This is a genomic window from Sanguibacter biliveldensis (genome assembly GCF_033798665.1).
Classification (GTDB): domain Bacteria; phylum Actinomycetota; class Actinomycetes; order Actinomycetales; family Cellulomonadaceae; genus Sanguibacter; species Sanguibacter inulinus.
Genome location: NZ_CP138359.1, coordinates 4,047,245 through 4,072,618 on the forward strand (window position 1 = coordinate 4,047,245; position 25,374 = coordinate 4,072,618).

The window sequence follows — 25,374 nt, forward strand, 5'->3', positions numbered from 1 at the left end:
CACAGCGATTCGATTTAAACATTTGTCGGTCGGAAAGGCAGAATCGAGGTGTGAATCTCTCCTCAGCGCACCCTCTCGTCGACGGCCGGACGTCCAGCTCCCCACTCGTCCGCGCGCTGCGCGGCGACCGACCCGAGACCACCCCCGTGTGGTTCATGCGGCAGGCCGGTCGGTCCCTCCCCGAGTACCTGGCCGCCCGCGAGGGTGTCGCGATGCTCGACTCCTGCCTGGACCCGGCGCTCGCGAGCGAGATCACGCTCCAGCCGGTGCGCCGCCACAAGGTCGACGCGGGCATCTTCTTCTCGGACATCGTCGTGCCGCTGCGCCTCGCGGAGGTCGACGTCGACATCGCGCCGGGCGTCGGACCGGTCCTCGGCGAGCCCGTGCGCACCCCGGCCGACGTCGACAGGCTCCTCGAGAAGACCCTCACGGACGAGGCCCTCCAGCCGATCCGCGACGCCGTCGGCCTCACCGTCGCCGAGCTCGGCAGCACACCGCTCATCGGCTTCGCCGGAGCGCCCTTCACGCTCGCCGCGTACATGGTCGAGGGGCGCCCGTCGCGCGACCACCTCGGCGCACGCCGCATGATGCACACGGACCCCGAGTCGTGGGCCCGCCTCACCACCTGGGCGGCCGACGTGACAGGCACGTTCCTGCGCGCGCAGGTCCTCGCGGGGACCAGCGCTGCCCAGCTGTTCGACTCCTGGGCGGGCAGCCTGAGCCTCGCGGACTACGTCGCGCACGTCGCGCCGTCGTCGGCCCGAGCGCTCTCGCACGTCAAGGACCTGCCCGTCCCGGTGATCCACTTCGGCACCGGCACGGGGCACCTGCTGCCCGCCATGCGCGACGTGGGCGCCGACGTCGTGGGTGTCGACTACAGGACGCCCCTCGACGAGGCCAACGCCATGCTCGGCGGCACGACGCCGCTCCAGGGCAACATCGACCCCGCGCTGCTCGGCGCGCCGTGGCCGGTCCTCGAGGCGCACGTCCGCGACGTCGTCGAGCGCGGCCGCACGGCTCCTGCGCACGTGGTGAACCTCGGTCACGGGGTCCCGCCCGACACCGACCCGACGGTCCTCACGCGGGTCGTCGAGCTCGTGCACTCCCTCTGAAGCCTGACCACACCTGACGACCATGACCACTATCCCCTCGCACGACGGCACGCCCGCCCCGGTCCTCGACGCAGTCGTCGTCGGGGGTGGGATCGCGGGGCTCGTGGCGGCCCGGACCCTCGTGGCCGACGGGTTCGCGCCCGTCGTCGTGGAGGCCTCGGAGATCTGCGGCGGGTACCTCGCGCGGGCTGACGTGGGGCCCGCTGGCGTGCCGGTCGTGGTCGACTCCGGCGCCGAGTCCTACGCCTCGCGCAGCCAGGCGATCGCCGCGCTCGTCGCCGAGCTCGGGCTCGAGGCGGTCGAGCCGAGCGGTCTGTCGGCCTGGGGCTACGTGCCGGAGGGCACCGGCCCGCGGGCGGCGCCTCGCCGCCCACGCGGGCGCGCCTTCCCGCTGCCGAAGGCTGGCGTCCTCGGGATCCCTGGGCACGTGTGGGCCTCGGACACGTGCCGTGCGATCGGCGTCGTCGGGGCGCTCCGCGCCAGCCTGGACCGTGTGCTGCCCGCATCACGCGTCGACACGTCGACGCTCGCCTCGCTCGTGGAGAGCCGTCTCGGCCGGCGCGTGCTCGACAGGCTCGTGACGCCTGTGGCCGGCGGAGTGCACTCGACGGACCCCGCGCTGCTGTCGGTCGACGCTGTCGCCCCGGGGCTCCTGACCGCCTACGAGCGCACAGGGTCGCTGGCCGCAGCAGTCCGGTCGCTGCGCGCGCAGGCGCCAGCAGGCTCGGCCGTACGCGGCCTGGTCGGCGGCATGAACCAGCTCGTCGCCGCGCTCGAGACTGCCGTGGAGGCAGGTGGGTCGATCCGCCGCAGCACAGGGGCCCGGCAGCTGCGGAGGACCGGCGACGTGTGGGAGGTCCGTCTCACGACGGGCGAGACGCTGCGCACAGCGCGGGTCGTCCTCGCCGTCGGCGGGCACACCGCCGTCGCACTGCTCGGAGACCTCGTCGACACCGCCGGGGCCGCACCGGTCCGCGGGACCGACATCCGGCTCGTCACGCTCGTCCTGCGTGCTCCCGCCCTCGGGGACGCGCCCCGCGGCACCGGCGTCCTGGTCGCACCGGGCTCTGACGTCGTCGCCAAGGGCTCGACCCACGCCTCGGCCAAGTGGCCGTGGCTGCGCAAGCGCCTCGACGCCACGCTCGGGCCGGACGCCCACGTCGTAAGGCTCAGCTACGGGCGGGGCGGAGCCGGCCCGGCCGGGGCCGACCTAGACGCAGCGGCCCCGGACGAGACCTTCGTGACGCAGGCCGTGCTCGACGTCCAGGCGCTCTACGGGGTCCCCCTGGCGTCCGACGACGTGCTCTCCTCGGCCGTGACGCGCTGGGACGACGCGCTCTCGCCGCCCACCCCGGCGCACCGCGCGCGCACGTCTCGACTGGTCAGCGACGTGGCGGCGCTCGGTTCGTCAGGGGCTCCTGGCCTGTCCGTCACGGGGGCATGGGTCGCGGGGACGGGGCTCGCCGCGGTCGTCCCGCACGCGCAGGCCGCGGCGCGATCGCTCGACCTTTCCTGAATCGGTCGGGGAATTACTTAGGGTGCCCTTTCCTGCATATTCTTAGGCAACCCTCTGTGATGCAGAACTGACAGGCTGTCAGAACTATTGTCGAGCACCCGAACAATTGCCCTGTGATCGCTCTCATTTCGACTCGGCGAGCGAAGGGGAGCACACTGGACGGGTGACAGGACACCCCGCCCTCCGCATCGGCACCCGCAGCAGCCTCCTCGCGCTGACCCAGACCGGGACAGTCGCCGACGACCTGCGCCGGCTGACCGGCCGACCTGTCGAGATCGTGCCGATCACGACGGACGGCGACGTCCTCACAGGCTCGCTCTCCCAGATGGGCGGCACCGGGGTCTTCGTCACCGCGCTGCGCGCAGCGCTCCTCGACGACCGCTGCGACGTGGCCGTCCACTCCCTCAAGGACCTGCCCACGACCGGGGTCCTCGGGCTGCAGCACGTGACACCCGTCCGCCAGGACCCGCGCGACGCCCTGTGCTCGCGCGCCGGCCACAGGCTCGCCGACCTCCCTCACGGTGCCCGCGTCGGGACCGGCTCCCCGCGCCGCGCCGCGCAGCTGCGCCTCGTCCGCCCCGACCTCGACGTCGTCGACATCCGCGGCAACATCGACACCCGCCTCGGCCGGGTGCACCCGGAGACCGGAGACCTCGACGCCGTCGTGCTCGCCGCAGCCGGTCTCAACCGCATCGGCCGTGAGCACGCGATCACCGAGCTCATCTCCGTCGTGGACATGGCACCGGCACCCGGTCAGGGCGCCCTCGCCGTCGAGACCCGGACCACGCTCCTCGAGAGCGACCCCGTGGTCCGCCGCGCATTCAGCGACCTCGAGGACCCCGCGACCTCGCTGTCGGTCCTCGCCGAGCGCGCGCTGCTCTCGCGCCTCGAGGCCGGGTGCGCGGCCCCCGTGGGGACCCACGCGACGGTCTCCGACGGGCTGCTCTCGCTGCACGCCGTCGTCGCCCGCCCCGACGGCAGCGAGCAGCTGCGTCACCAGCAGTCCGTCGAGGTGGCCGACACGTCGGCCGCCGAGGCGATCGCCCTCGGCGAGGCCGTCGCCGACCACTTCTTGTCGCTCGGCGCAGCGTCGTTCATCTGATGAGCGGTGCGGAGGCGAGGGGCGGACGCGAGGAGACAGGTCTCCAGAAGACAGCGGCTGCGGGGCGCGCCAGCCACGACGACGAGCTCCAGCCCGCCGGCACACCGACCTCACCCGCACTCCCGCTCGACGGGTGGAGGGTCCTGATCCCCCGCGCTCCTGGGCGCGGTGCCGGGCTCGCTCGTCTCGTCGAGCAGGCCGGCGGTTCGGCCGTCGTCGCGCCGCTCGTCTCGCGCGCTGACATCGGCGACGACGACAGAGCTGTGCTCGACGGGGCCGTGGCCAGCCTCCGCGACGGGGACGTCGCGTGGGTCGCTGTGACCAGCGTCAACGCCGTCGACGAGCTCGTCGCGTCTGCGGCGCGGGTCGACGCAGGACCCGGCCCAGAGGCGCTCGCCCGGCTCGCGCGCGGCGCCCGGTGGGCTGCTGTCGGGCCGGCGACAGCCCGCGCCCTCGCTGCCGTCGGCATCACGGTCGACCTCGTGGCGACCGAGAACTCCGCCGTCGGGCTGCTCGCGGAGTGGCCGGAGGTCGAGCGCGAGACCAGCCCCGCACCGCGCGTGCTGCTCCCGCTCGGCGATCTCGCGCGGCCCACCCTCGAGACGGGTCTGCGCGAGCGCGGCTTCGAGCCCGTGCGCGTCACCACCTACAGGACCGTGTCGCACGCGGCCCCGCCCGAGGTCGTCTCCGCGTGGCGGGACGGCCACTTCGACGCCGTCGTCCTCACGTCGGGGAGCGTGGCCCGCGAGGTCGCCGGGCAGCTCGGACCGCGTGAGGACGTGAGCGTCGTCGCGATCGGCGAGCCGACCCGGCGCGCGGCTTCCGAGACCGGGCAGGAGGTCGCTGCGGTCGCCCAGACGGCAGACGACGACGGTCTGCTCGCAGCTCTCTTCGAGGCGTGGGCCACCCGCACGGCCGGCTCGTCGCGCCACTCACCGCACGACCTCGGCGACGCCTCCGCGTCCACCCACCCCCAGACCACCTGACCAGCCCCACCCACACCTCTCCCCCTGGAGGACCCCATGACCCGCCCCCGCCGCCTGCGCGCCACCCCTGCGCTGCGCGCCCTCGTCGCCGAGACTCGCCTGCACCCCCGCGACCTCGTGCTGCCGCTGTTCGTCAAGGAGGGCATCTCCGAGCCTGTCGAGATCACCTCGATGCCCGGGGTGCTGCACCACAGCGAAGAGTCCCTCGCCCAGGCCGTGCGGGAGGCCGCCGACGCCGGGATCGGCGGGGTCATGCTCTTCGGCGTGCCCGAGCACCGCGACGCGACAGGCTCCGGCGCGGACGATCCGGAGGGGATCCTCAACCGCGGCATCCGGATCGCGGTCGAGGCGGCTGCCGGACGGCTCGTCGTCATGGCCGACCTCTGCCTCGACGAGTTCACCGACCACGGACACTGCGGCGTGCTCGACGCGCACGGCGGGGTCGACAACGACGCGACGCTCGAGCGCTACGTCTCCATGGCGATCGCCCAGGCGCAGGCCGGGGCCACCGTGCTCGGGCTCTCCGGGATGATGGACGGCCAGGTCTTCGCCGTCCGCTCCGGACTCGACCAGTCGACCGCGAACGGAGGCGCCGGGTTCCCCGACACCGCGATCCTCGCGTACTCGGCCAAGTACGCCTCGGCCTTCTACGGACCGTTCCGCGACGCCGTCGAGTCGACGCTCGTCGGCGACCGACGTACCTACCAGATGGACGCCGCGAACCGTCGCGAGGGCGGGCGCGAGACCGCGCTCGACCTGCTCGAGGGCGCGGACATCGTCATGGTCAAGCCGGCGATGAGCTACCTCGACGTGCTCGCCGACGTCGCCGAGCAGTCCGACGTGCCCGTCGCCGCCTACCAGGTGTCGGGCGAGTACGCGATGATCGAGGCCGCCGCCGCCAACGGCTGGATCGACCGTCGCGGGGCGATCCTCGAGTCGGTCCTCGGCATCAAGCGTGCCGGCGCGGACATCGTCCTCACCTACTGGGCCACCGAGATCGCCGGGTGGCTCGGGGAGTAGTCACCATCGCCCCCGCGGCTGCGACCTGCGAGCATGTCGACCATCAGTCGACAGCGGGGGCGTCGCAGGTGACAGCCCCGGAGACGTCGGGGCGCAGGCGACCGCGGTCCGACGTCCATGCAGCCGGGGGGCAGCAGTGGGGGCACAGCACGACGTCGTGACCGCGGAGATGGTGCCGCAGCTCGACCTGCCTCAGCAGGCCCTCGAACCGCCGGCAGCCTGGCGGGTCCTCGTCCTCCGTCCTGAGGTGGGTGCTCGATGAGGCGCACACGCGCAGAGCTCGCCCTGCTGGCAGCGCAAGACCGTGTGGAGGATCTGGCTGTCCGTCACGGCCGGAAGGCCGGCAAGATCCTGGCGATCACAGTTCCCGCGACGCTCGCCCTGCTCGGCATCGTCGTGTGGCACCAGCTCCCACCGGATCCGTCCGACCACACCATCGTGCAGCTCACCGGAGCGTGCTGCACGCCAGGCGGCGCTCCCGGGACCACGGTCGGTACGGAGTATGCCGAGAGCCCAGGAGCGCAGGTGCTGCTCTTCCCGCTGAGCAGAGTGACTCGGGTCGACGACGGCCGCATCTCGTTGACCTACGACCTCTTCACGTGGACCGAAGACCCGGAGGACACCTGGGTCGAGACCCGCCTGACCGACACCGCCCTGCGCGTCGGCGACACCGTCACCCACGGACCCGCCACCATCGAGGTCGTCGCCGTCCACGACGCCTTCCTCGACCGCAACGACGCCGTCGACCTGCGCGTCACCTTCGACCTCGGCCGCATCGACGAGGTGCCGTGAGCGCCTGACGTCGCGCTCGCGCAGGGTGAGCGCACCGACTCTGTCCACAGCCACAGTCCGATGAGACGTTCTGCACAGGCAGCGTCCCGCACGCTCCGGAATCAGGCGACTCCCGTAGCCTGGAGGTCACGCACACCATCCCCTCCTGGACGGACCTGACGATGCACGACGACGCAGCGAACCACCTGGCCTTCGAGCGCGCACGGCTCGTGCTGCCGGGCGGGGTGAACTCCCCCGTCCGCGCCTACGGCTCGGTCGGCGGGGACCCGCGGTTCGTGTCGTCTGCCTCCGGTCCGTACATCCGCGACGTCACCGGGACCGAGTACGTCGACCTCGTCTGCTCGTGGGGTCCGGCGCTGCTCGGGCACGCCCACCCCGCTGTCGTGGAGGCCGTGCAGGAGGCGGCCGCCCGCGGCCTCTCCTTCGGTGCACCGACGCTCGGCGAGGTCGAGCTCGCCGAGGAGATCCGCCGCCGCGTCCCCGCCGCTGAGCACGTGCGTCTCGTGTCGACGGGCACCGAGGCCACCATGACCGCGGTGCGGCTCGCACGCGGCGCGACAGGTCGTCCGCTCATCGTGAAGTTCGCCGGCTGCTACCACGGGCACGTCGACTCGCTCCTGGCCGAGGCCGGGTCGGGTGTCGCCAACCAGGCCCTCCCCGGGTCGGCAGGTGTCACCGAGGCGACGGCGTCGGAGACCCTCGTGCTCCCCTACAACGACCTCGAGGCCGTCGAGCAGGTCTTCGCCGAGCGCGGCTCCGAGATCGCCGCCGTCATCACCGAGGCCGCACCGGCCAACATGGGGATCGTCCCGCCGCTGCCCGGCTTCAACGAGGGCCTGCGCCGCATCACCACCGCGCACGGCGCGCTGCTGATCTTCGACGAGGTGCTCACAGGCTTCCGGGTCAGCGCGAGCGGCTGGTGGGGCTACGAGACGTCGACCCTCGGCGCCAGCTACACCCCGGACATCTTCACCTTCGGCAAGGTCGTCGGCGGCGGCATGCCCGTCGCCGCGATCGGCGGACCGTCGGTCCTCATGGACCTGCTCGCTCCCCTCGGCCCCGTCTACCAGGCCGGGACCCTCTCCGGGAACCCCGTCGCCGTCGCCGCCGGCCGCGCGACCCTCGCCGCCGCCGACGCCTCCGTCTACGCCCGCGTCGACGAGGTCTCCACGACGATCGCCGACGCGACGAGCGCAGCACTCTCCGCCGAGGGCGTCGCGCACCGCGTGCAGCGCTCGGGCAACCTGTTCTCCGTGATGTTCGGCGACCTCGCCCAGGAGGTCGGCACCCGCACCTACGCCCAGGTCCAGGCCTCCGACACCTTCCGCTACCCGGCGTTCTTCCACGCCATGCTCGACGCGGGCGTCAACCTGCCGCCGTCGGTGTACGAGGCCTGGTTCGTGTCGGCCGCGCACGACGACACCGCCGTCGGACGGATCCTCGACGCGCTGCCGGGAGCCGCGAAGGCTGCGGCTGCAGCGAGGCGCTGACTCGGCCCGCACCGGTCAGTGACGAGACGACACGGCACGCCGCCGTCCCTGGCCTGCGGTGACGTCGGGTTCTCGCACGTCCGTCCCGGGTGATCGACGACGGGCAAGCCGCTAGGTTGGTCGCATGACCTCGCCGACCGAGCCTCAGGACCCGATCGTCACACCCTCTGCGAGAGACGGTGCCCCAGGGGCGTCCGTCGCACCGCCGGACGGCGAGGGACGAGCGACGGCTCTGCCAGGCTCGTCAGCCACGGCGCCGGCGCCAGCGGCCAAGGTCGGTCACGCGCCGGTACCAGCGGCCGAGGCCGGGCACGGGGATGCGCCTGCGCTGGTGCCCGAGCCAGCGCCCGCCTACGGCTCTCCGGCCGTGTCGCTCCGCGGGCTCGTCAAGACCTTCGGGCACAAGGTCGCCGTCGCGGGGATCTCCCTCGACATCCCCGCGGGCTCGTTCTACGGGCTCGTCGGACCTAACGGTGCCGGCAAGACCACGCTGCTCTCGATGGCCACCGGGCTCCTGCGCCCCGACGCGGGCACCGCGACCATCTGCGGCGTCGACATGTGGACCGACCCTGTCCAGGCGAAGCGGCTGCTCGGCGTGCTGCCCGACGGCATGGCGATCTTCGACAGGCTCACCGGCACCCAGCTCGTCACCTACGCCGGCCTGCTGCGCGGCATGGACCGCGAGACCGTCGCGAGCCGCACCGCAGACCTCATGGGCGTCCTGGACCTGCGCGAGGCCGCCGACACCCTGGTCGTCGACTACTCGGCCGGCATGACCAAGAAGGTCACGCTCGCCGCCGCGCTCATCCACGCGCCCCGCGTCCTCGTCCTCGACGAGCCCTTCGAGGCCGTCGACCCCGTCTCGGCCAGCCACATCCGCGCGATCCTCTCCGACTACGTCGCCAGCGGTGGGACCGTCATCGTGTCCTCGCACGTCATGGACCTCGTCCAGCGGATGTGCGACCACGTCGCCGTGGTCGTCGACGGACAGGTACGCGCCGCTGGGACCGTCGACGAGGTCCGCGCCGGACGCAGCCTCGAAGAGCGCTTCGTCGAGCTCGCCGGCGGACAGCTCAGCGGAGAGGGCCTCTCGTGGTTGCGCAGCTCGTAAGGCTCCGCCTCACCCTCCTCGGCAACCTCCTCAAGCGCTCCGCCTGGCAGATCGTCGGCTTCGCCTTCGCGGCGCTCTACGGCGCCACGGTCCTGCTGACGCTCGTCGCCGGTCTCTTCGCGCTGAGCATCGACGACCCCGCGACAGCCCAGACCGTCGTCGTCGCCGGGGGTTCCGTCGCCGTGCTCGGGTGGTGGCTGCTGCCGCTCGTGACCTTCGGCATCGACTCGACCCTCGATCCTCGCAAGCTCGCGCTGCTCCCGATCTCGCGGCGCGACCTGCTGCTCGGGCTGGCCGCAGCCGGGGTGGTCGGGGTCCCCGGGATCGTCACGCTCCTGGCGTCCGCCGGCAGCCTCGTGGTCTGGCGCGGGTCGGTCCCGGCGCTGCTCACGGCGGTCCTCGGCGTCGCCCTCGCCGTCGCGACCTGCGTCGTCGGGTCCAGGGCCCTGACCTCCGCGGTCGCGCCGCTGCGCGCCACCCGGCGGTTCCGCGAGGTCGCGAGCACCCTGCTCGTCGTGCTCGTGGTCCTGCTGGTCGTCTTCGGCGGGAAGGTGCTCGGCTCCGTCAGCCGCGGCTCGCTCGACTCCGTCGCCGACGTCCTCGCCTGGACCCCGGTCGGTGCCGCGTGGGGCGTGCCCTACGCCGTGGCCGGCGGTCAGCCCCTCGTCGCGGTCGCCCGGCTCGTCGTCGCCCTCATGACCCTCGCGGCGCTCGTGGCCCTCTGGCGATGGGCCCTCGACAGGACGCTCACCGGCGGCGGGACCACCACGACCACCCGCCGGATGACAGGCCTCGGGCTGTTCGGGCGCTTCGGCTGGACGCCCACGGGTGCCGTCGCCGCACGGTGCCTCACGTACTGGCGCCGAGACCCGCGGTACATCGGTTCGCTCGTCGTGCTGCCGCTGTTCCCGGTGTTCCTCGGCCTCGGGACGACGGTCGCCGACCAGACGTGGTGGACGCTCCTGCTGCTCGGCCCGCTCACGGCCTTCTCGATGGGCTGGGCGATCTCCGCCGACGTCTCCTACGACAGCACGGCCTTCTGGCTGCACGTGGTCACCGGGGTGCCCGGCCGCGCAGACCGGCTCGGCCGGGTCGTCGCCGTCTCGGTGATCGCCGTGCCGCTGATGCTCGTGTACCTCGTCGGCTCCGTCTGGTACCTCGACCGCTGGGACACCCTGCCCGCAGCGGCAGGCGTCACGCTCGGCACCTACCTCACAGCCCTCGGGGTCTCGAGCGTGGCCTCCGCACGATTCGTCTACCCGGTGCCCAAGCACGGCGAGAGCGCCTTCGCGACGCCCCAGGGCGCGACGACGGCCACGTTGCTCGTGCAGACCGCCGGGGCCGCGGTGCTCGCCGCCCTGACGCTCCCGCACGTCGGCCTCGGGATCGCGTCGCTGGTCACGGGGAACGCGGCCCTCGGGTGGGCGACGCTCGTGGTCGGGGTGGCGCTCGGGACCGTGCTGCTCGTCGTCGGCGTGCGGATCGGGTCGCGCGTGTACGACGCCCGGAGCACCGACCTCATGGAGCAGGTCACGGCGCTGGCGTGAGAGGTGGGGAGTCTGAGAGATGCATGGACTGAGAGGCAGGGCCGGCTGAGAGGCCGAGCGGGCTGAGAGGCAGGGCCGGCTGAGAGGCAGGGCCGGCTGACGAGCGACGCACTCGGCTCAGCGGTCAGCCTCGGCCGACCGGCCCTGCGACGGCTGGTCGGCGGGGTCCGCGAGGTGGCTCGCGACGTGTGACGTCTCGCTCGCTGGAGACGTCTCGACGGGCTCGCCAGGTGCGCGGTGGGCGCCTGCCGGAGCCCCGGCCCGCTCCTCGGACCTCGCCGTCTCCTCGGGCCTCGCCGCCTCCTCGGACCTCGCTGTCGGGCTCGTCTGCGTCCGGGAGTCGACCTCGCGGGCGAGCCTGCGGACCTGGAGGCCGAAGCCGATGAGCAGCACCCCGAGCATGAGCGCGTAGACGCCGAGCACCCAGATGATCGACACGAGCCCGGCCGAGGGGCGGGCGACGACGATCACGCCGAAGATCACCGAGACCAGGCCGGAGACCACGCCCCAGCCCCAGCCGCTCCGCACGACCTTGCGCAGGGAGAGGGCGACGACCAGCTGGATCACACCGACGACGACAGCCCAGATCCCTACGGTCCAGACGATCGCGAGGGCCGTGATGGACGGCCACACGACGAGCACCACACCGAAGGCGAGGGTCAGGACCCCCTGCAGGATCCGCAGACCCGCTCCACCTGTCGAGCGGTGCCGGATGCCGTCGACGATCTCGAAGAGCCCGTCGACGATCGCGAAGACCGCGACGACCACGGCGAGCGAGACGGCTGTCGAGATGGGCGCGACGAGGGCGACGACGCCGAAGACGACCGCCAAGACCCCTCGGATCACCGTCCAGTACCAGACCTGGCGGGCGACAGAAGCGAAGGTGGGGATGATCGTCTCGGACATGGTCAGCTCCTCGGTCTGAGGGACGAGCACCTGGCGACGGTGCCCTGCTGCTCATCGTGGAGCAGACGGGCCTCGCGCGCCAGTCCCCGACGGGGTGTCTGCGCTGGTCGCGGGGAGACCGGGCCGCTCGCTGCGGCTCAGCGACCGCCGCGGCGCCGCTGACGCTGCTTCTCGGCGTTGGACGCCGCCCAGCGGAACAGCACGAGCATGACGACGAACCACAGCACGAGGCGGACGACCGGGCTCGCCCCCGGGATGACGAAGCGCAGCCCGATGCTCACGAGCATCGAGAGCGCGAGCGAGATGCCGATCGACGTGCCGGGCCCGACCCGGGTCCCGTCGTCGGTCAGGCCGAAGTACGCCTTGAGGGTCTTCACGCGAGGAAGGCTACTCTGCTGAGACCACGGCCCGGTGCCGGGCGACGCGTTTGCTGAGACGACGGCCCGGTGCCGGGCGAAGAGCACGCCCCATGGTCACCTCATACCCTGCGGGGGTATCATGGTAGGCACGGTCCCCGGGGCACCTCAGCCCCGGCCGACCGTCATGTCGACGCACGAAGGAGCACCCATGGCCGGATACAGCGGCACCACCGACGACTACCTCAAGCGGCTGCGCCGCATCGAGGGCCAGGTCCGCGGCATCGCGCGGATGGTCGAGGAAGACACCTACTGCATCGACGTGCTGACACAGGTCTCCGCCGTGACCAAGGCGCTCCAGGCCGTGAGCCTCGGGCTCGTCGAAGACCACCTCGGCCACTGCGTCGTGCAGGCCGCACAGTCCTCCGACGAGGAGGGCCAGGCGAAGGTCCGCGAGGCCGCCGACGCGATCGCGCGGCTCGTCCGCAGCTGACAGCGGACCTCCCCGACCGCCAGCGGGACGATCCCCTCACCGCGACGGCCCACCCCACCTCCCGGGACCGCACCACAGCAGTCCCGACCCACGCCCAGCCCGCCACCGAACAAGGAGCCACCATGCCGACCATCACCACCCTCGGAGTGCCGGGGATGACCTGCGCCCACTGCGTCTCGTCGGTCACCGAAGAGCTCGAAGGCGTCGACGGAGTCGAGCGCATCAGCGTCGAGCTGCGCAAGGACGCCGTCTCCGAGGTGACGATCTTGTCCCACGAGCCCCTCGACGAGAGCGCGCTGCGCGCGGCCGTCACCGAAGCCGGGTACGAGACCGCCTCGGTCGACGTCGAGGTGGACGGCCTCGCCGCCCAGAGCAAGGAGCAGCACCAGCAGCGCGAAGAGTTCTACGAGGGCGACCCGGCCTGACGCCGGCGTCCCACGTGGTCGCGTGACCACCCGTCCGGTCGTGCACGACGGGCGGCGTCGACGGGTCTGCTCCCCCTGCTGCTCGCGGGAGCAGGCCCGTCGTCATCTGTCCGCAGGCGTCGGGCCCCTTTCGCCCTGAGCCGGACCAGGGCCGCTCGCCGAGCACGGCCTGACGCGACCTCGAGATGCGATCCGCGTCACAGTCGTCGACGATGGTGGGCGGGTGAAGACTCCGCCTGCTGGCCTGGCCGAGCGGATCTCCTCCTGACTTGATCGCCAGGGGGGCGCGCCCGCGCAGCCGGACGGCGACGACGCCTCCGGAGGACCGCACATGGCACCGCGCCACCAGCCCGCCCGACAGCCCGCTCCCCGCGCGCGACGCCGCAGCCCCCGGCTCGTGGCCGTCCTGTCCGCGGCAGCCGTCGCGCTCTCGGGCGGGCTCGTCGCCGGCGGGGTGCTGGCACCGGCATCTGCCGCGACCACCACGGGATGGGCCGACTGGGAACCGCTCGACGGCGGTCCCGGCAGCTGGTCGACCTCCGTCGCACCGCTCGCCGGCGGGTTCCCCGGGTCCCAGATGAGCTCGGACTCCCGCGGCGGAGGTGTCGCGGTCATCTCGGGCGCGACGACCTGGCTGAGCGCCGGGACGCCGGTCGGGCAGCGCTACGGCAGCAGCCGCGACGAGCAGTACCTCAACCTCCGGCCCCGGGTCGACTCGTCGACAGGCGCCTCGACGACCACCTACACCTTCGACAGGCCGACCCCGGCGAGCGGCTGGACCTTCGTCCTCGGTGACATCGACGCCGACCAGGTCCAGGTCGCCGCGACAGGAGCCGACGGCCGGCTGCTGACAGCGACCGAGCTCGGGTACCAGGGCGGGTTCAACTACTGCGCCCCCGGCCTCGCGGGCAAGCCCTCGTGCACAGGCGTGACGACCGACGTCCCCTCCTGGGACGCGACCACCCGCACGCTCACCGGCAACGCCGCCGCGATCGACACCTCGGGCTCGGCAGGATGGTTCGAGCCGTCGGCACCCGTCTCGACGCTGACGCTCACCTTCACCCGGCGCGCCGGGTTCCCCGTCTACCAGACGTGGTTCGCGGCACTCGCCCGAGACGTCAGCGGCGTCGTCAGCGACGTCACCCCTGGCGCCGAGGGCCCGCTCGAGGGCGCGACGCTGACCCTGCTCGGACCGGCGGGCGAGACGCTCGCGACGAGCTTCTCGGGCCCCGACGGCAGCTATTCCTTCGAGGGCTTCACGGCGACCGACGGCTACCAGGTCGAGCTGGACGCGCCCGACGGCAGCATCGCCACGAGCCCTGTCCGCCTCCCGGCCGACCTCTCCACGACCGACGCGAGCGCCGTGGACTTCACGGTCCGCGACATCATCCCGGCCGCCGTGAGCGGGACAGTCCGCGACGCCGACGGGCTCGCTCTCGGAGGTGTCGCCGTGACGGTCGAGGGCCCCGGAGGACCGCAGACCGTCGTCACCCTGTCGGACGGCAGCTATCTCGTCGACTCGGTGCCTGTGGGCGACCACGTCGTCACCGTCACCGCCCCCGACGGGTACACAGCGCTGACCCCGCCCCTGACCTTCACGGTCCCGCCCGACTCCGAGGCCCCCGTGACCGACCAGGACTTCGTGCTGCAGGCCGCCCCGGAGGTCTCGCTCTCGGGTGCGGTGACAGCCTCCGGCACAGCCGTCCCCGGCGCCCTCGTGACCGCGACGGGCCCCGGTGGCGCGACGCTCCAGACGCTCACCGCCCTCGACGGCAGCTACAGCTTCGGCGACCTCCCCCCGGGTGCGTGGTCGGTGACCGTCGACCCGCCCGCGGGGTACGTCGTGCTCGGCGCCGGCACGCGCGAGGAGACCGTCGGGGGCACCGACGTGACCGACGTCGACTTCGCCCTCGCCGTCCTCGGCGCTGTCAGCGGGCAGGTGACCGACGAGGCCGGGACACCGCTCGTCGGCGTCGACCTCCGGGTCGAGGGACCCGGGGGCCCGGGGACGCTCACGACCGACGCGTCGGGCGCCTACGCCCTCGACGAGCTGGCACCGGGGACGTACACCGTCAGCGTGGTCCCGCCTGAGGGGTACACGGTCGCCGGTCCGGAGAGCGTGACCGTGACCGTGACGGCCGCCGGCGAGGTCTACGTCGACCAGAGCTTCGTGCTCGCCGCGGTCCCGACCCCCGAGCCGACGACCGCAGAGCCCACAGCACCTCCGACGGCAGAGCCGACGGCCGAGCCCTCGGGCCAGCCGTCCGGCGGGCCGGGCGCCCCTGAGACCGGGGCACCGACGACGGCGCCGGGCGCCGTGCCGCCCGGCGGCACCGGGACCGGCGGAGACAGCGGCAGGCTCCCGACGACAGGGTCCGACCCGACGGCGCCGCTCGCCGTCGCGGCACTCCTGCTGGTCGTGGGTGCCGGGACGCTGGCAGTCCGGCGGCGGGGGGCTGCGGCGCGCTGACCGTCGACAGGCGCCGAGGTCTCGAGGGGCGACCCTCTGTGGTCCCTCGCGTGACCCAGCACACCTGGACATAGTACCCCCTAGGGGTATGGTGGAGGGAGAGAAGTACCCTGCACCGCCGAGGAGCTGACATGTCTGGCACGACGACCGACCACCCGACCCAGGACCACCGCGAGCCCGTCGCGGAGATCGACCTCGCCGTCAGCGGCATGACCTGCGCCTCGTGCGTGGCTCGCGTCGAGAAGCGGCTCAACAGGCTCCCCGGGGTCGTGGCGACGGTCAACCTGCCGCTCGAGTCCGCGCACGTCGTGCTCGACGAGGACGTCGACGAGGCAGAGCTCGTCGCGGCCGTCGCCAAGGCGGGCTACGACGCGCGCGTCACCGGGCGGCGCAGGCTTGGTGGTGAAGCAGCCGCAGCCCCCGCACCAGACGCGCACCGCACAGCGCACATGTCCCACGCTCCTGACGCAGCGCACGCGCCCGGCACGTCGCACTCGCCGCACGCAACGCACGCAACGCACGCACCCGCAGCACACGACCACTCCTCCGCGGAGATGGCGCTGTCGGGCCACTCGATGGCCGAGGGGCACGTGATGGTCGAGGGTGAAGACACCTCGGCGCCGACCCCCGACCGTGGTGCAGACCTGCGGCGCAGGCTGGTCGTCTCGACGGTCCTGTCGGTCCCTGTCGTCCTGCTCTCGATGATCCCCGCGCTCCAGCTCGACGGGTGGCAGTGGGTCGTCGCCGTGCTCGCGATGCCTGTCGTCACCTGGTCGGCCTGGCCCTTCCACCGCGCGGCCTTCCGCGCTGCGCGGCACGGTGCGTCGACCATGGACACCCTCGTCTCGGTCGGCGTCGTCGCGGCGACGGCCTGGTCCCTCTGGGCGCTGCTCCTCGGCGGGGCCGGTGAGATCGGCATGCGCATGACGCCGACCCTCTTCCCAGCCGCCGACCACGCGGCCATGACGGGCCCCGAGCTGTACTTCGAGGTGGCCGCCGTCGTCACCACCTTCTTGCTGGCCGGCCGCTACGCCGAGCACAGGTCGCGGCGCCGCGCCGGCGACGCACTGCGGTCCTTGCTCGCCCTCGGCGCCAAGGAGGTCGTGGTCCTCACGACAGACGACTCAGGTCGCCGCGTCGAGCAGCGAGTCCCTGTCGAGTCCCTGCGCACCGACGACCTCTTCGTCGTGCGGCCGGGCGAGAAGGTCGCGACCGACGGGGTCGTCGTCGAGGGCACGAGCGCGATCGACGCGTCGCTGCTCACCGGCGAGCCCGTACCCGTCGATGTCGGCCCGGGCGACCCCGTCACCGGAGCGACGATCAGCACCTCCGGCCACCTCGTCGTCCGCGCGACGCGCGTGGGCGAGGAGACCACCCTCGCGCAGATCGGCCGGCTCGTCTCGGCCGCTCAGACCGGCAAGGCCCCCGTGCAGCGCCTCGCCGACAGGATCTCGGCGGTCTTCGTCCCGGTCGTCTTCGTCGTCGCCCTGGCGACCTTCGCCGCATGGATGGTCTGGGGTGACTCCACCCAGGCGGCCTTCACAGCCGCTGTCGCGGTCCTCATCATCGCGTGCCCCTGCGCCCTCGGCCTGGCCACCCCGACCGCCCTGCTCGTCGGCACCGGGCGCGGCGCGCAGCTCGGCGTGCTCATCAAGGGCCCGGAGATCCTCGAGTCGACCCGCCGCGTCGACACGGTCGTCCTGGACAAGACCGGGACCGTCACCCAGGGACGCATGGTCGTCGAGCAGGTCGTCGGCCACGACAGCACGCTCCGCCTCGCCGGAGCCGTCGAGGCTCTGAGCGAGCACCCGATCGCGCAGGCGATCGCCGCTGCGGCGCAGCAGGAGAAGGCCGGGCTGAGTCCGGACGTCGCGGCCGTCGGCGGTGACGGCCTCGTCGTCGGGTCCGACCAGGTGCTCGACTTCGTGAGCGCCGCGGGCGGCGGGGTGTCGGGTGTCGTCAGGGTCGCGCACTCTGGGCTCGACCTGTCGCCGCGCGTGCTCGTCGGGCGGCTCCCGTGGCTCGCCGAGCAGGGCATGGCGGTCGACGGTGACGACCAGCGGCCGCTGCGGGACGCCGTCGCTGAGGCCGAGAGCAGCGGGGCGACGGCTGTCGTCGCCGCGTGGGACGGAGCGGCCCGCGGGGTCGTCGTGCTCCGAGACCCCGTCAAGGAGTCGTCGGCCCAAGCCGTCGCGGAGCTCAAGGACCTCGGGCTCCGCCCGATCTTGCTGACCGGCGACAACCCTGGTGCTGCGCGCGTCGCGGCCGAGCAGGTGGGGATCGCCGCCAGCGACGTCGTCGCGCAGGTGGTCCCGTCGGAGAAGGCTGAGGTCGTCGCCCGGCTGCGGTCCGAGGGTCGGGTCGTCGCGATGGTCGGCGACGGTGTCAACGACGCCGCCGCCCTCGCCGGGGCGGACCTCGGGCTCGCGATGGGCACCGGGACCGACGTCGCGATCCAGGCCAGCGACATCACCCTCGTCCGGGGCGACCTCCGCAGCGCCGCGACAGCGATCCGGCTGTCCCGCCAGACCCTGCGGATCATCCGGCAGAACCTGTTCTGGGCCTTCGCGTACAACGTCGCGGCGATCCCGCTCGCAGCCCTCGGGCTGCTCAACCCGATGATCGCCGGTGCCGCGATGGCCGCGAGCTCGGTGATCGTCGTCGGCAACTCCCTGCGGCTGCGCCGCGCCGGCTGAGCGGGGAGCCGAGCCTTCGGGCGTGCGCGCTGACGTTCCTCAGCGGAAGCGGCGGCCCTCGTCGCGGCGGTAGGCCCAGACCGTGAGGGCTGCGAAGAGCGCCGTCCACCCGAGCAGCACGGGCCAGGCGCCGGCGTAGACGTCGGCTCCGGTGAGGGCGCCGACCAGCAGGTCGCGGCCCGCGCGGGTGGGGGTCGCCTGGGAGACGACGGACAACCAGTCGGGGAAGAACTGCGGTGGCATGAAGAGCCCACCGGCGAAGGCCAGCGGGAACAGCACGAGCTGCACGACGGGCAGCGCCGCCTTGGCCGGCAGCGAGTAGCCGATCCCCATGCCGAGCAGCACGAAGGGCACCGAGACCACGAGCAGCACCACGACCCCGAGTGCGAGCTGGCCCCACGTGACCGTCGCCGCGGTGAAGAGCCACCCGATGAGCACGAGCGGGACGATCCCGAACAGAGAGAAGATCCCGCCGTTGAGCACCCGGGCGAGCATCCGCGGCGCGGGACCCGCCGGCATCGAGCGCAAGAACGGGTCGAAGGGCAGCGCGCGGTCCTCCGCGACACCCAGGCCGTAGGTGAACAGGCTCGCCGAGCAGATGGCGAAGAGCCCGAGCGACGCGACGGCCATCGTCGAGGCCACGGGGTCGTCGGCCACGTAGGGCTGGGGCACCACGAAGAAGAACATCGACAGCGCCGGGAACAGCAGGTTGCCGAAGACGGCCATCGGCACGCGCACGGTCTCGAGGAACTGGTACTTGAGGTGCAGCCGGGTGAGGCGCGCCGTCGACAGGGTCCGGGGCCGGGTGGTGGTCATCGCTGCTCTCCTCGGGCGGGTGCGGCGGCAGGTCTGACGGCGGGAGCGCCGGTGGGTCTGACAGCGGGACTGCCGGAGGGGCTGACGGCTCGAGTGCCGGCTGGCCTGACGGTCGGGGCGGCCACCATCTGCTCGAAGGCCTCTTCGAGGGTCGCCCCGCGCACCTCGAGGCCGTGGAAGTCGATCCCGCTCGCGACGAGCTCGCGGACGAAGCCGTCGGCGTCGGGCGAGAACAGCTCGACCCTGTCGCCCGACACCTGCACGCGGGTGACCTGCGGGAAGCGCGTCTCGGCGGCGCCTGGCACCGCGAGACCTGCGCTGTGCAGCACGACGCGCCGCACACCCACCTGCTCGAGGATCGCGTCCATGGTGTCGTCGGCCCGGACCACGCCCTGGTCGACCACGACCACCCGCTCGGCGAGGGCCTGGACCTCTTCGAGGTAGTGGCTCGTGAGCAGCACCGTCCCGCCGCTCGCGTGGTAGTCGCGGATCGCCTGCCAGAGGACCTGGCGGGCGTTGACGTCGAGACCCGTCGTGGGTTCGTCGAGGAGGATCACCGACGGGCGTCCGACGAGGGCGAGTGCCACGGCGAGGCGGCGCTTCTGCCCGCCGGACATGCCACCGGTCTGGCGGCCGGCGAGCTCGCCGAGCCCGAACTGCTCGAGCAGCTCGGCCGTCGGGACGGGGTCCGGGTAGTGCCCGCCGATGTAGTCGACGACCTCGCGGACCTTGAGGGTCGCGGGGAGCCCGGTCTCCTGGGGCGTGAGGCCGAGGGAGGTGCGGGCGGCCGCGTCGCGGGGGTCGAGACCGCAGAGCCGCACGGTTCCTGAGTCGGGCTTGCGCTGGCCCGAGACGAGGGACAGCAGGGTGGACTTCCCGGCACCGTTCGGGCCGAGGATGCCCACGAGCTCGCCGGGGGCGATCTGCAGGGACACGTCGTCGAGGGCGACCACCGGGCCGAAGCGGCGGGTGACGCCGCTGACCTCGATGATCGGCGGCGCAGAGCGTGCTGGCTGGGCAGGAGGTGCTGGCTGGGCTGGCTGGGCTGGCTGGGCTGGCTGGGCTGGCTGGGCTGGCTGGCTCATGGTGCGGTCCCTCTCAGGAGTGCGGTCAGAGACGCCGTGTAGGACTCGAAGGCGCGTCGGCCGAGCGGCGTGAGCTCGACGTAGCTGGCGGGCTTGCGACCCTCGTGGGTCTTGAGGATCGTCACGTACTCCGCGTCCTCGAGCTTGCGCAGGTGGGTCGACAGATTCCCGGCGGTCATGTCGAGCAGGTCCTGCAGCCGCGGGAAGGAGATGCGGTCCCCCGGGCTGAGCGCCGCGAGGGTCGCGACCACGCGCAGGCGGGCCTGCGCGTGGATGACGGGGTCGAGGCCGGTCTCGCTCATGCGCCGACCGGCCGCCCGGCCACCGCGAAGCCGGCACCGGCGGAGGGGTCGCGGCGGCGGCGCAGGTGCTCGAGCACCATCCCGACGAAGAACCCGCCGCCCCCGAGCACAGCCATGACGAGATAGGTCTGCGGCAAGCCCGTGAAGACCGCCACGGTGGCGACGAGGATGATCCACACGCCGATCGCATACTGCTGGCGGTCCTGCCAGAACGCCCCGCCCGCCATGTAGAGGACGCCGACGAGCAGGCACGAGCAGGCGTTCGAGGCCACAGCCATGACCTCGGGCCCGGCACCGGCTCGCGCGAGCCCGCCGAGCATGACGGACATGGCGACGAAGCCGAGGCACCACGTCCATCCGTACATGGCCCCGAAGGACACCGAGACTCCCTTGATCCCCGCGTTGGCCCGGGTGCTGTGGACGACGGTGAACACCATCGCCGCGATGATCGAGAGAGCGAAGACCGCGAAGGCCCACCCCGCAGGCAGGGAGAAGCCCTCGGTGACCTGCGGCTGCCCGACGCGGCCCGTAGCCGTGAGGTAGAGCGCGAGATACCCCAGGAGCCAGGCCACGCCCCACGCTGCGAAGATCAGCCGGGAGTCGGGCTCCCTGGACCGCACCTTCGCGGTCTGCGCGGCGATGATCCGCAGGCTCTCGGCCGCGTCGAGCGGGGACTCTGCGGGAGCGCCTGAGGGTCGAGACGTGCCGTCGTCGGTCATGGTGACTCCGTCGATGAGGTTTGCGGTTCAAAGTACTTTGTCAGTGTGGCACGGCGGCGCGCAGGCAGCAAGACCCGCGGAGGAACGAGGCCGGGTGCGGCAGACCAGGGCCGAGCGCACCAACCGACCCCCCGGCGTGGACGGACGGGCACGGAGCAGGCTGGTCACGCTCGGCAGATAGGCTGGCGCGATGCCAGGTCGACGACGCACCTCCCGCCCGCTCTTCGTGACGGTCGCCCTCGGCGCCCTGCTGCTGCTCGCGGGCACCCCGAGCGCCCTGGCGGCCCCAGCGCCCGTCGCCGAGAGAGGTGCTGTCAGCATCAGCCCGGTGGGTGTCGCGATCTCCAGCACCGCTCCGACCGCCTCGACCCTCGCCGCCGCGCCGGCAGCCGCCCGCATGGGACCTCTCCCCGCCGACGCCTCCCCCGAGCCAGGCATCTCCCCCACCGGTCCCACGACGCCCGCGGCCGAGGACGACGACTCCGAGGGGATCCCGTGGACCGGGATCGTCGTCGGCGGTGGGCTCGGGCTGCTCGCAGGGATCGGGCTCATGGTCCTGTCGAAGCGTCGCGAGAACCGGGGCTGATCGCCGCTCCCCTCGGGCTCTCTTCCCGCGCCGCTTGCCAGCGCCGCCGGCCGCAGCCCAGGCTGCACGCGGCGCGCGATGCTATAACCGGTCCATGACTGACCAGCCCGACCCGACCGAGCCGACCGGCGCCTCCGCGACAGCCCAGCTCGAACCGCTCACCCGGCACGAGCGCCGACGCATCGGCGTCGAGGTCTGGATCCTGCTCGGGCTGAGCCTCGGGCAGTCCGGGGTGTACGCGATCGTGCGGATCATCGCCCGGCTCACCGCCGACACGGCGCTGCGCGACCAGTCCGCGACCCTCAACGCCAGCCAGTCGGTCCGGCCCTACCTGGACCTCACCTTCCAGGTCTTGTCGATCGGGTTCAACCTGGTCCCCGTCGCGCTCGCGCTGTTCCTGCTGTCCGCCCGCGGGCCGGGCACGCTGCGGCGCATCGGCCTCGACCTCACCAGCCCGCTGCGCGACGTGGGCTACGGCGTCGGGCTCGCCGCGGTCATCGGCATCCCGGGCCTCGGGCTCTACGTCGCCGGCAGGGCCCTGGGCATCACCGTCGAGGTGCAGGCCGCCGCCCTCGACTCGACGTGGTGGGCGGTCCCGGTCCTGGTGCTCGCGGCCCTGCAGAACGGCCTGCTCGAGGAGATCATCGTCGTGGCCTACCTCAGCGAACGCCTCGGCGACCTGCGCTGGGGCACCGTGAAGATCATCGTCACGAGCGCCCTGATCCGCGGCTCCTACCACCTGTACCAGGGCATCGGGCCGTTCTTCGGCAACGTCGTCATGGGCGTCGTCTTCGCGTGGTTCTACCAGTCACGGTGGGGACGGCGTCGCGTGATGCCGCTCGTCGTGGCCCACACGATCCTCGACATCGTGGCCTTCGTCGGGTACGCGCTGCTGCCCGACGCGTGGCTCAGGGCCCTCGGCGTCAGCTGACCGCTACGGCGGTGCCAGCCGTACGGCCCCGACCCGCCTCGAGGATGCCCGCGCACACGTCTTCGACAGCCTGGAGCCTGGCCGCCGGCGGCAGCAGCGGTGGGGCGTCGATGACGAAGATCGCCAGCGCGCCGAGCGTCCCGGTCACGCGCATCGCGCGGTCAGGGTCCGCGAGAGGGTTCTCGATGTCCACCCCGAAGAGCCCGTAGAGCGCCTCGATGGCAGGGCGCAGACCCGCGGCGACCTCGGTCCCGTGCAGGTTGGTGACCCCGGCGATGACGAGACGTATCCACCCCGGGCGGCTCAGCGACAGCTCGGCGAGGGCACGCAGGCGCGCGCGGTCGTCTCCCGTCACCTCGGTCAGACCGACGGCCTCGCGGACGCACTGCTGGACGGCGGCGTCGAGCAGCCCCTGACGCGAGCCGAAGTGGTAGAGGATCGACGACTTGGCGAGGGAGGTCGCGTCGGCGACGGCCTGGACCGAGAGGTCCCGTGGCCCGAGCGACGCGAGGAGCCCCGCGGCGTTGTCGAGGATCGCCTCGGTCGTCTCCGTCGTCGTCCTGCGTGGCATCGACTCATTTTACGGGCGGACGGAGAACTCGCACGGGGAGCGGCGGCGCTCGCCCGCGACCTTCCCGGACAACCGCAGCCGTTCCACGCCTGGGGTCCACCGGGGGGCGCGCGCGGTGGTGCAGATCACTGCCACGGGCCACGACGCCGTCCGCGGCGCGCCTCATAGACTGACCATTCTGGTCGATCAAGAGCCAGACTGACCAGACTGGTCGACCATGCTGCAGGGGCGAACGGTGCGCCTGAGCACGGTCGCCGCACGACACCGGAGACCACCATGCGCGCCGAGCCCTCCGACACCGGGGCCCCGACACCGTCCACGCACCTCCGCACGACCCCCGAGACTGACGCGCTGCGCGCCGGGGACAGCAAGACCGCACCGGCCCCCCCGGCCCCGCAGGCTGCTGCTCGGATGCGCGCCCCGCACCCGGGAGACGACACGCGTCCCGGGCGCCCGTTCGTCACCTGGGTCGTCGACCACGGCACGCCCGCCCCCGACCTCGACGCCCTCCGCTCGGCCGCCGACACCCTCGTCGTGAGCACCTGGGCCGTCCTCGCGCACGACGTGTCGCTCGCCGTCCTCGACCCCGACGGGACGCCGTCCGCACGGCAGCCGCTCCGTGTCGTGCTGGGCACGCGCGACCTCGACCCGGGCCTGCCGGTCTTCGACGCACCCGGCCGGACCCTGCACTTCGCGACGCGCGACCCGCACCTCGCGCTGCAGGCGATCGACGACCTCGGCGGTCGGCACGTGCTGCTCGACGGCGGCCCCGCTCTCGCGTCCGAGTTCCTCAGGGCCGGCCTGGTCGACGAGGTCGTCACCCACGTGAGCCCCGAGCTCTCGGTCGGCGGGATCGTGGGGGCCATGGACCTCGGAGTCGGGAACCTGCCCGAGAGCTTCGTCCTGCGTGACGTCAGGGTCCTGGGTGACGGCGCGGGCCAGCCCCTCTTGCGAGTCACGCTCGGGCCAGACGCAGGGCTGGTGCCCGACGCAGGCTGACGCCGGGCCGGTTGCGGGGTGACGCCTGGCCAGGCGCGGGGTGACGCTGGGCCAGACGTGGGACGGCGCCTCGTCGGACGTGGGACGGCGCCTCGTCAGGCGCGGGGCGGTGCCTCGTCCTCGGGGCTCTGGCTACCAGTCGTGCCGGTGGTGGAGGTCCCAGGGTTCGAGGTCGTCCGAGGCTGGTCGTCGCCGGTCGCGGCGACGTCGAAGACCTCGTCGTCGGCAGCGGGTGCGGGTGCGGGCGTAGTCGGCGTCGGCGCCTGCGCACCGCCGTCCCGGTCCGTCCGTGCCGGGATGCGGCCCGAGCCCTGGTCGTCGAGGACGACGGGGTGCGGGGCCTCGACGATCCCGGGGCTGTCGGGGAAGCCCGCCGCGGCGCGCTCGTCGTCGAGCCGACGGTCGTGGGCCTCCGCGGACGTCTCGCCGGTGCGCGCGGCACCGGCCGTCCCGCCCGTGCCGACAGCGCCGGAAGCCCCGGGAGCGCCGGAACCGTGCTGCTCCTCCGAGCCGTCGGGCAGGTGGATGACCTTGCGGTCGCGCGCTGCACGGTCGCCCTCGCGCCCGTGCTCCTTGGCCGCCTGCTTCTCGGCCTTCTTCTCGGCTGAGGCCGCGGCCTTCGCCTCGGCACGCTCTTCGGCGGCCTCACGGGCGGCCACCTGGCGGGCCGCCATCGCGTCGACCACGAGGCTGCGGCCTGTGAGCGCACGGTCGATCTCCTGCGCCACGGACCGGATCGCGAAGACCGACACGATGTGCACGGCTCCGCTGACGAAGGCGTAGATGCCGAAGACCACGGTCACCAGCTCGAGGGCAGCCGAGGCGTCCTGCGAGCGCGTGACGAGCAAGAAGCCGAAGAGCGTCGACAGCAGACCGATGGTCAGCAGCCACGGCCAGCCGAGGTCACGGTTGCGGACCAGGGCGACAGCACCGGCGATCGCCGCGACACCCAGCACGAGGGTCCAGACCACGAGCAGGTAGAACAGCACGAGCGCCGTGGCCGAGGGCCACACGAGGACCAGCACGGCGAAGACGACGTCGACGGCCCCCTGGACCAACCACCAGCGCCAGCCGATCTGGTCACGGTTGACGAGCCCCTGGACCGCCGCGACCACACCGTCGAGCAGCAGGAACACGCCGAAGAGCATGATGAGGCGGTCGAGGGTTCCGAGAGGCTGCACCATGAGCAGCAGACCGAGGAGCACGAGCAGCAGCCCACGGATCAGCGGCATGATCCACAGCCCGCGTGCCTTGCGCAGCTCGATCCCCTGCGTCCCGCCGTCTGCGCCCGCACCCCCCGGGGTGCTCTTCGTCGCTGTGGTCCGTGCCATGGTGCACCTCGT

Annotated in this window: 24 protein-coding genes; 16 read left to right on the forward strand and 8 right to left on the reverse strand. The window is 72.9% G+C overall.

What is annotated here, in order from left to right:
* Nucleotides 1–50 precede the first annotated feature (50 nt).
* The 9 genes from hemE to SANBI_RS17630 all read left to right on the forward strand — a co-directional run bounded on the left by hemE (nt 51) and on the right by SANBI_RS17630 (nt 10,676).
* Entirely contained in the window at nt 51–1,112 is a 1,062-nt protein-coding gene (hemE, locus tag SANBI_RS17590) for a uroporphyrinogen decarboxylase (protein ID WP_056127089.1), read from the forward strand.
* Nucleotides 1,113–1,134: 22 nt separating this feature from the next.
* Nucleotides 1,135–2,628 (forward strand): protoporphyrinogen/coproporphyrinogen oxidase, encoded by a 1,494-nt coding sequence (locus tag SANBI_RS17595; RefSeq protein ID WP_319157365.1) that lies wholly within the window; start codon nt 1,135–1,137, stop codon nt 2,626–2,628.
* A gap of 163 nt (nt 2,629–2,791) precedes the next feature.
* Entirely contained in the window at nt 2,792–3,730 is a 939-nt protein-coding gene (hemC, locus tag SANBI_RS17600; RefSeq protein ID WP_319157366.1) for a hydroxymethylbilane synthase, read from the forward strand.
* A complete protein-coding gene (locus tag SANBI_RS17605; protein WP_319157368.1) occupies nt 3,730–4,716 on the forward strand; it encodes a uroporphyrinogen-III synthase in 987 nt (328 codons plus the stop codon). Before hemC ends, SANBI_RS17605 begins: the two co-directional genes overlap by 1 nt.
* Nucleotides 4,717–4,752: 36 nt before the next feature.
* Nucleotides 4,753–5,736 (forward strand): porphobilinogen synthase, encoded by a 984-nt coding sequence (gene hemB, locus SANBI_RS17610; protein WP_319157370.1) that lies wholly within the window; start codon nt 4,753–4,755, stop codon nt 5,734–5,736.
* 258 nt (nt 5,737–5,994) lie between these two features.
* A complete protein-coding gene (locus SANBI_RS17615) occupies nt 5,995–6,528 on the forward strand; it encodes a hypothetical protein (protein WP_319157372.1) in 534 nt (177 codons plus the stop codon).
* A gap of 161 nt (nt 6,529–6,689) precedes the next feature.
* Entirely contained in the window at nt 6,690–8,018 is a 1,329-nt protein-coding gene (gene hemL, locus SANBI_RS17620; RefSeq protein ID WP_319157374.1) for a glutamate-1-semialdehyde 2,1-aminomutase, read from the forward strand.
* A gap of 124 nt (nt 8,019–8,142) precedes the next feature.
* A complete protein-coding gene (locus tag SANBI_RS17625; protein ID WP_319157376.1) occupies nt 8,143–9,129 on the forward strand; it encodes an ABC transporter ATP-binding protein in 987 nt (328 codons plus the stop codon).
* On the forward strand, nt 9,111–10,676 hold the full coding sequence (locus tag SANBI_RS17630; protein WP_319157378.1) for a hypothetical protein: 1,566 nt from the start codon (nt 9,111–9,113) through the stop codon (nt 10,674–10,676). The genes SANBI_RS17625 and SANBI_RS17630 overlap by 19 nt, the downstream gene beginning before the upstream one ends.
* Nucleotides 10,677–10,793: 117 nt before the next feature.
* Here the strand turns inward: SANBI_RS17630 and SANBI_RS17635 are convergent, their stop codons facing one another.
* Nucleotides 10,794–11,582: an HdeD family acid-resistance protein gene (locus SANBI_RS17635; RefSeq protein ID WP_319157380.1), complete on the reverse strand. Its 789-nt coding sequence runs from the start codon at nt 11,580–11,582 to the stop codon at nt 10,794–10,796.
* A 137-nt stretch (nt 11,583–11,719) separates the two neighbouring features.
* Nucleotides 11,720–11,959 (reverse strand): hypothetical protein, encoded by a 240-nt coding sequence (locus SANBI_RS17640; protein ID WP_056127071.1) that lies wholly within the window; start codon nt 11,957–11,959, stop codon nt 11,720–11,722.
* Nucleotides 11,960–12,149: 190 nt separating this feature from the next.
* Between SANBI_RS17640 and SANBI_RS17645 the strand changes: the two genes are divergently transcribed.
* The 4 genes from SANBI_RS17645 (at nt 12,150) to SANBI_RS17660 (ending at nt 18,022) form a co-directional block, all read left to right on the forward strand.
* On the forward strand, nt 12,150–12,431 hold the full coding sequence (locus SANBI_RS17645) for a metal-sensitive transcriptional regulator (RefSeq protein ID WP_319157383.1): 282 nt from the start codon (nt 12,150–12,152) through the stop codon (nt 12,429–12,431).
* Nucleotides 12,432–12,553: 122 nt separating this feature from the next.
* Nucleotides 12,554–12,856 (forward strand): heavy-metal-associated domain-containing protein, encoded by a 303-nt coding sequence (locus tag SANBI_RS17650; RefSeq protein ID WP_056127068.1) that lies wholly within the window; start codon nt 12,554–12,556, stop codon nt 12,854–12,856.
* A gap of 331 nt (nt 12,857–13,187) precedes the next feature.
* Entirely contained in the window at nt 13,188–15,326 is a 2,139-nt protein-coding gene (locus tag SANBI_RS17655) for an MSCRAMM family protein (protein WP_319157386.1), read from the forward strand.
* Nucleotides 15,327–15,457: 131 nt separating this feature from the next.
* Nucleotides 15,458–18,022, forward strand: coding sequence for a heavy metal translocating P-type ATPase (locus SANBI_RS17660; RefSeq protein WP_319157387.1), 2,565 nt, complete (start codon nt 15,458–15,460; stop codon nt 18,020–18,022).
* Nucleotides 18,023–18,061: 39 nt separating this feature from the next.
* Here the strand turns inward: SANBI_RS17660 and SANBI_RS17665 are convergent, their stop codons facing one another.
* Genes SANBI_RS17665 through SANBI_RS17680 form a run of 4 tightly spaced genes read right to left on the reverse strand, consistent with a single transcriptional unit; the run spans nt 18,062 to nt 20,944 of the window.
* Nucleotides 18,062–18,838 carry an ABC transporter permease gene (locus SANBI_RS17665; RefSeq protein WP_319157389.1) on the reverse strand — a complete coding sequence of 259 codons (777 nt, stop codon included), beginning with the start codon at nt 18,836–18,838 and terminating at the stop codon, nt 18,062–18,064.
* Entirely contained in the window at nt 18,835–19,923 is a 1,089-nt protein-coding gene (locus SANBI_RS17670; RefSeq protein ID WP_319157391.1) for an ABC transporter ATP-binding protein, read from the reverse strand. Before SANBI_RS17670 ends, SANBI_RS17665 begins: the two co-directional genes overlap by 4 nt.
* Entirely contained in the window at nt 19,920–20,225 is a 306-nt protein-coding gene (locus SANBI_RS17675) for a transcriptional regulator (protein ID WP_056127059.1), read from the reverse strand. Before SANBI_RS17675 ends, SANBI_RS17670 begins: the two co-directional genes overlap by 4 nt.
* Entirely contained in the window at nt 20,222–20,944 is a 723-nt protein-coding gene (locus tag SANBI_RS17680; protein ID WP_319157393.1) for a hypothetical protein, read from the reverse strand. The genes SANBI_RS17675 and SANBI_RS17680 overlap by 4 nt, the downstream gene beginning before the upstream one ends.
* A 190-nt stretch (nt 20,945–21,134) precedes the next feature.
* Between SANBI_RS17680 and SANBI_RS17685 the strand changes: the two genes are divergently transcribed.
* Both SANBI_RS17685 and SANBI_RS17690 read left to right on the forward strand, forming a co-directional pair.
* Complete coding sequence (locus tag SANBI_RS17685) at nt 21,135–21,530, forward strand: hypothetical protein (RefSeq protein ID WP_319157395.1); 396 nt, start codon at nt 21,135–21,137, stop codon at nt 21,528–21,530.
* A 94-nt stretch (nt 21,531–21,624) separates the two neighbouring features.
* A complete protein-coding gene (locus tag SANBI_RS17690) occupies nt 21,625–22,461 on the forward strand; it encodes a CPBP family intramembrane glutamic endopeptidase (RefSeq protein ID WP_319157397.1) in 837 nt (278 codons plus the stop codon).
* Here the strand turns inward: SANBI_RS17690 and SANBI_RS17695 are convergent.
* The gene (locus tag SANBI_RS17695; protein ID WP_319157398.1) at nt 22,454–23,032 is read right to left on the reverse strand and encodes a TetR/AcrR family transcriptional regulator; all 579 of its coding nucleotides are present in this window, start codon (nt 23,030–23,032) and stop codon (nt 22,454–22,456) included. The two genes, SANBI_RS17690 and SANBI_RS17695, sit on opposite strands and share 8 nt — an antisense overlap.
* Before the next feature lie 276 nt (nt 23,033–23,308).
* On the opposite strand from SANBI_RS17695, the gene SANBI_RS17700 reads away from it, so the two are divergent.
* Nucleotides 23,309–24,031: a RibD family protein gene (locus tag SANBI_RS17700; protein ID WP_319157400.1), complete on the forward strand. Its 723-nt coding sequence runs from the start codon at nt 23,309–23,311 to the stop codon at nt 24,029–24,031.
* Nucleotides 24,032–24,126: 95 nt separating this feature from the next.
* Here SANBI_RS17700 and SANBI_RS17705 read toward each other — a convergent pair whose 3' ends face one another.
* Nucleotides 24,127–25,362 (reverse strand): HdeD family acid-resistance protein, encoded by a 1,236-nt coding sequence (locus SANBI_RS17705; protein ID WP_319157402.1) that lies wholly within the window; start codon nt 25,360–25,362, stop codon nt 24,127–24,129.
* Between the last annotated feature and the right edge of the window lie 12 nt (nt 25,363–25,374).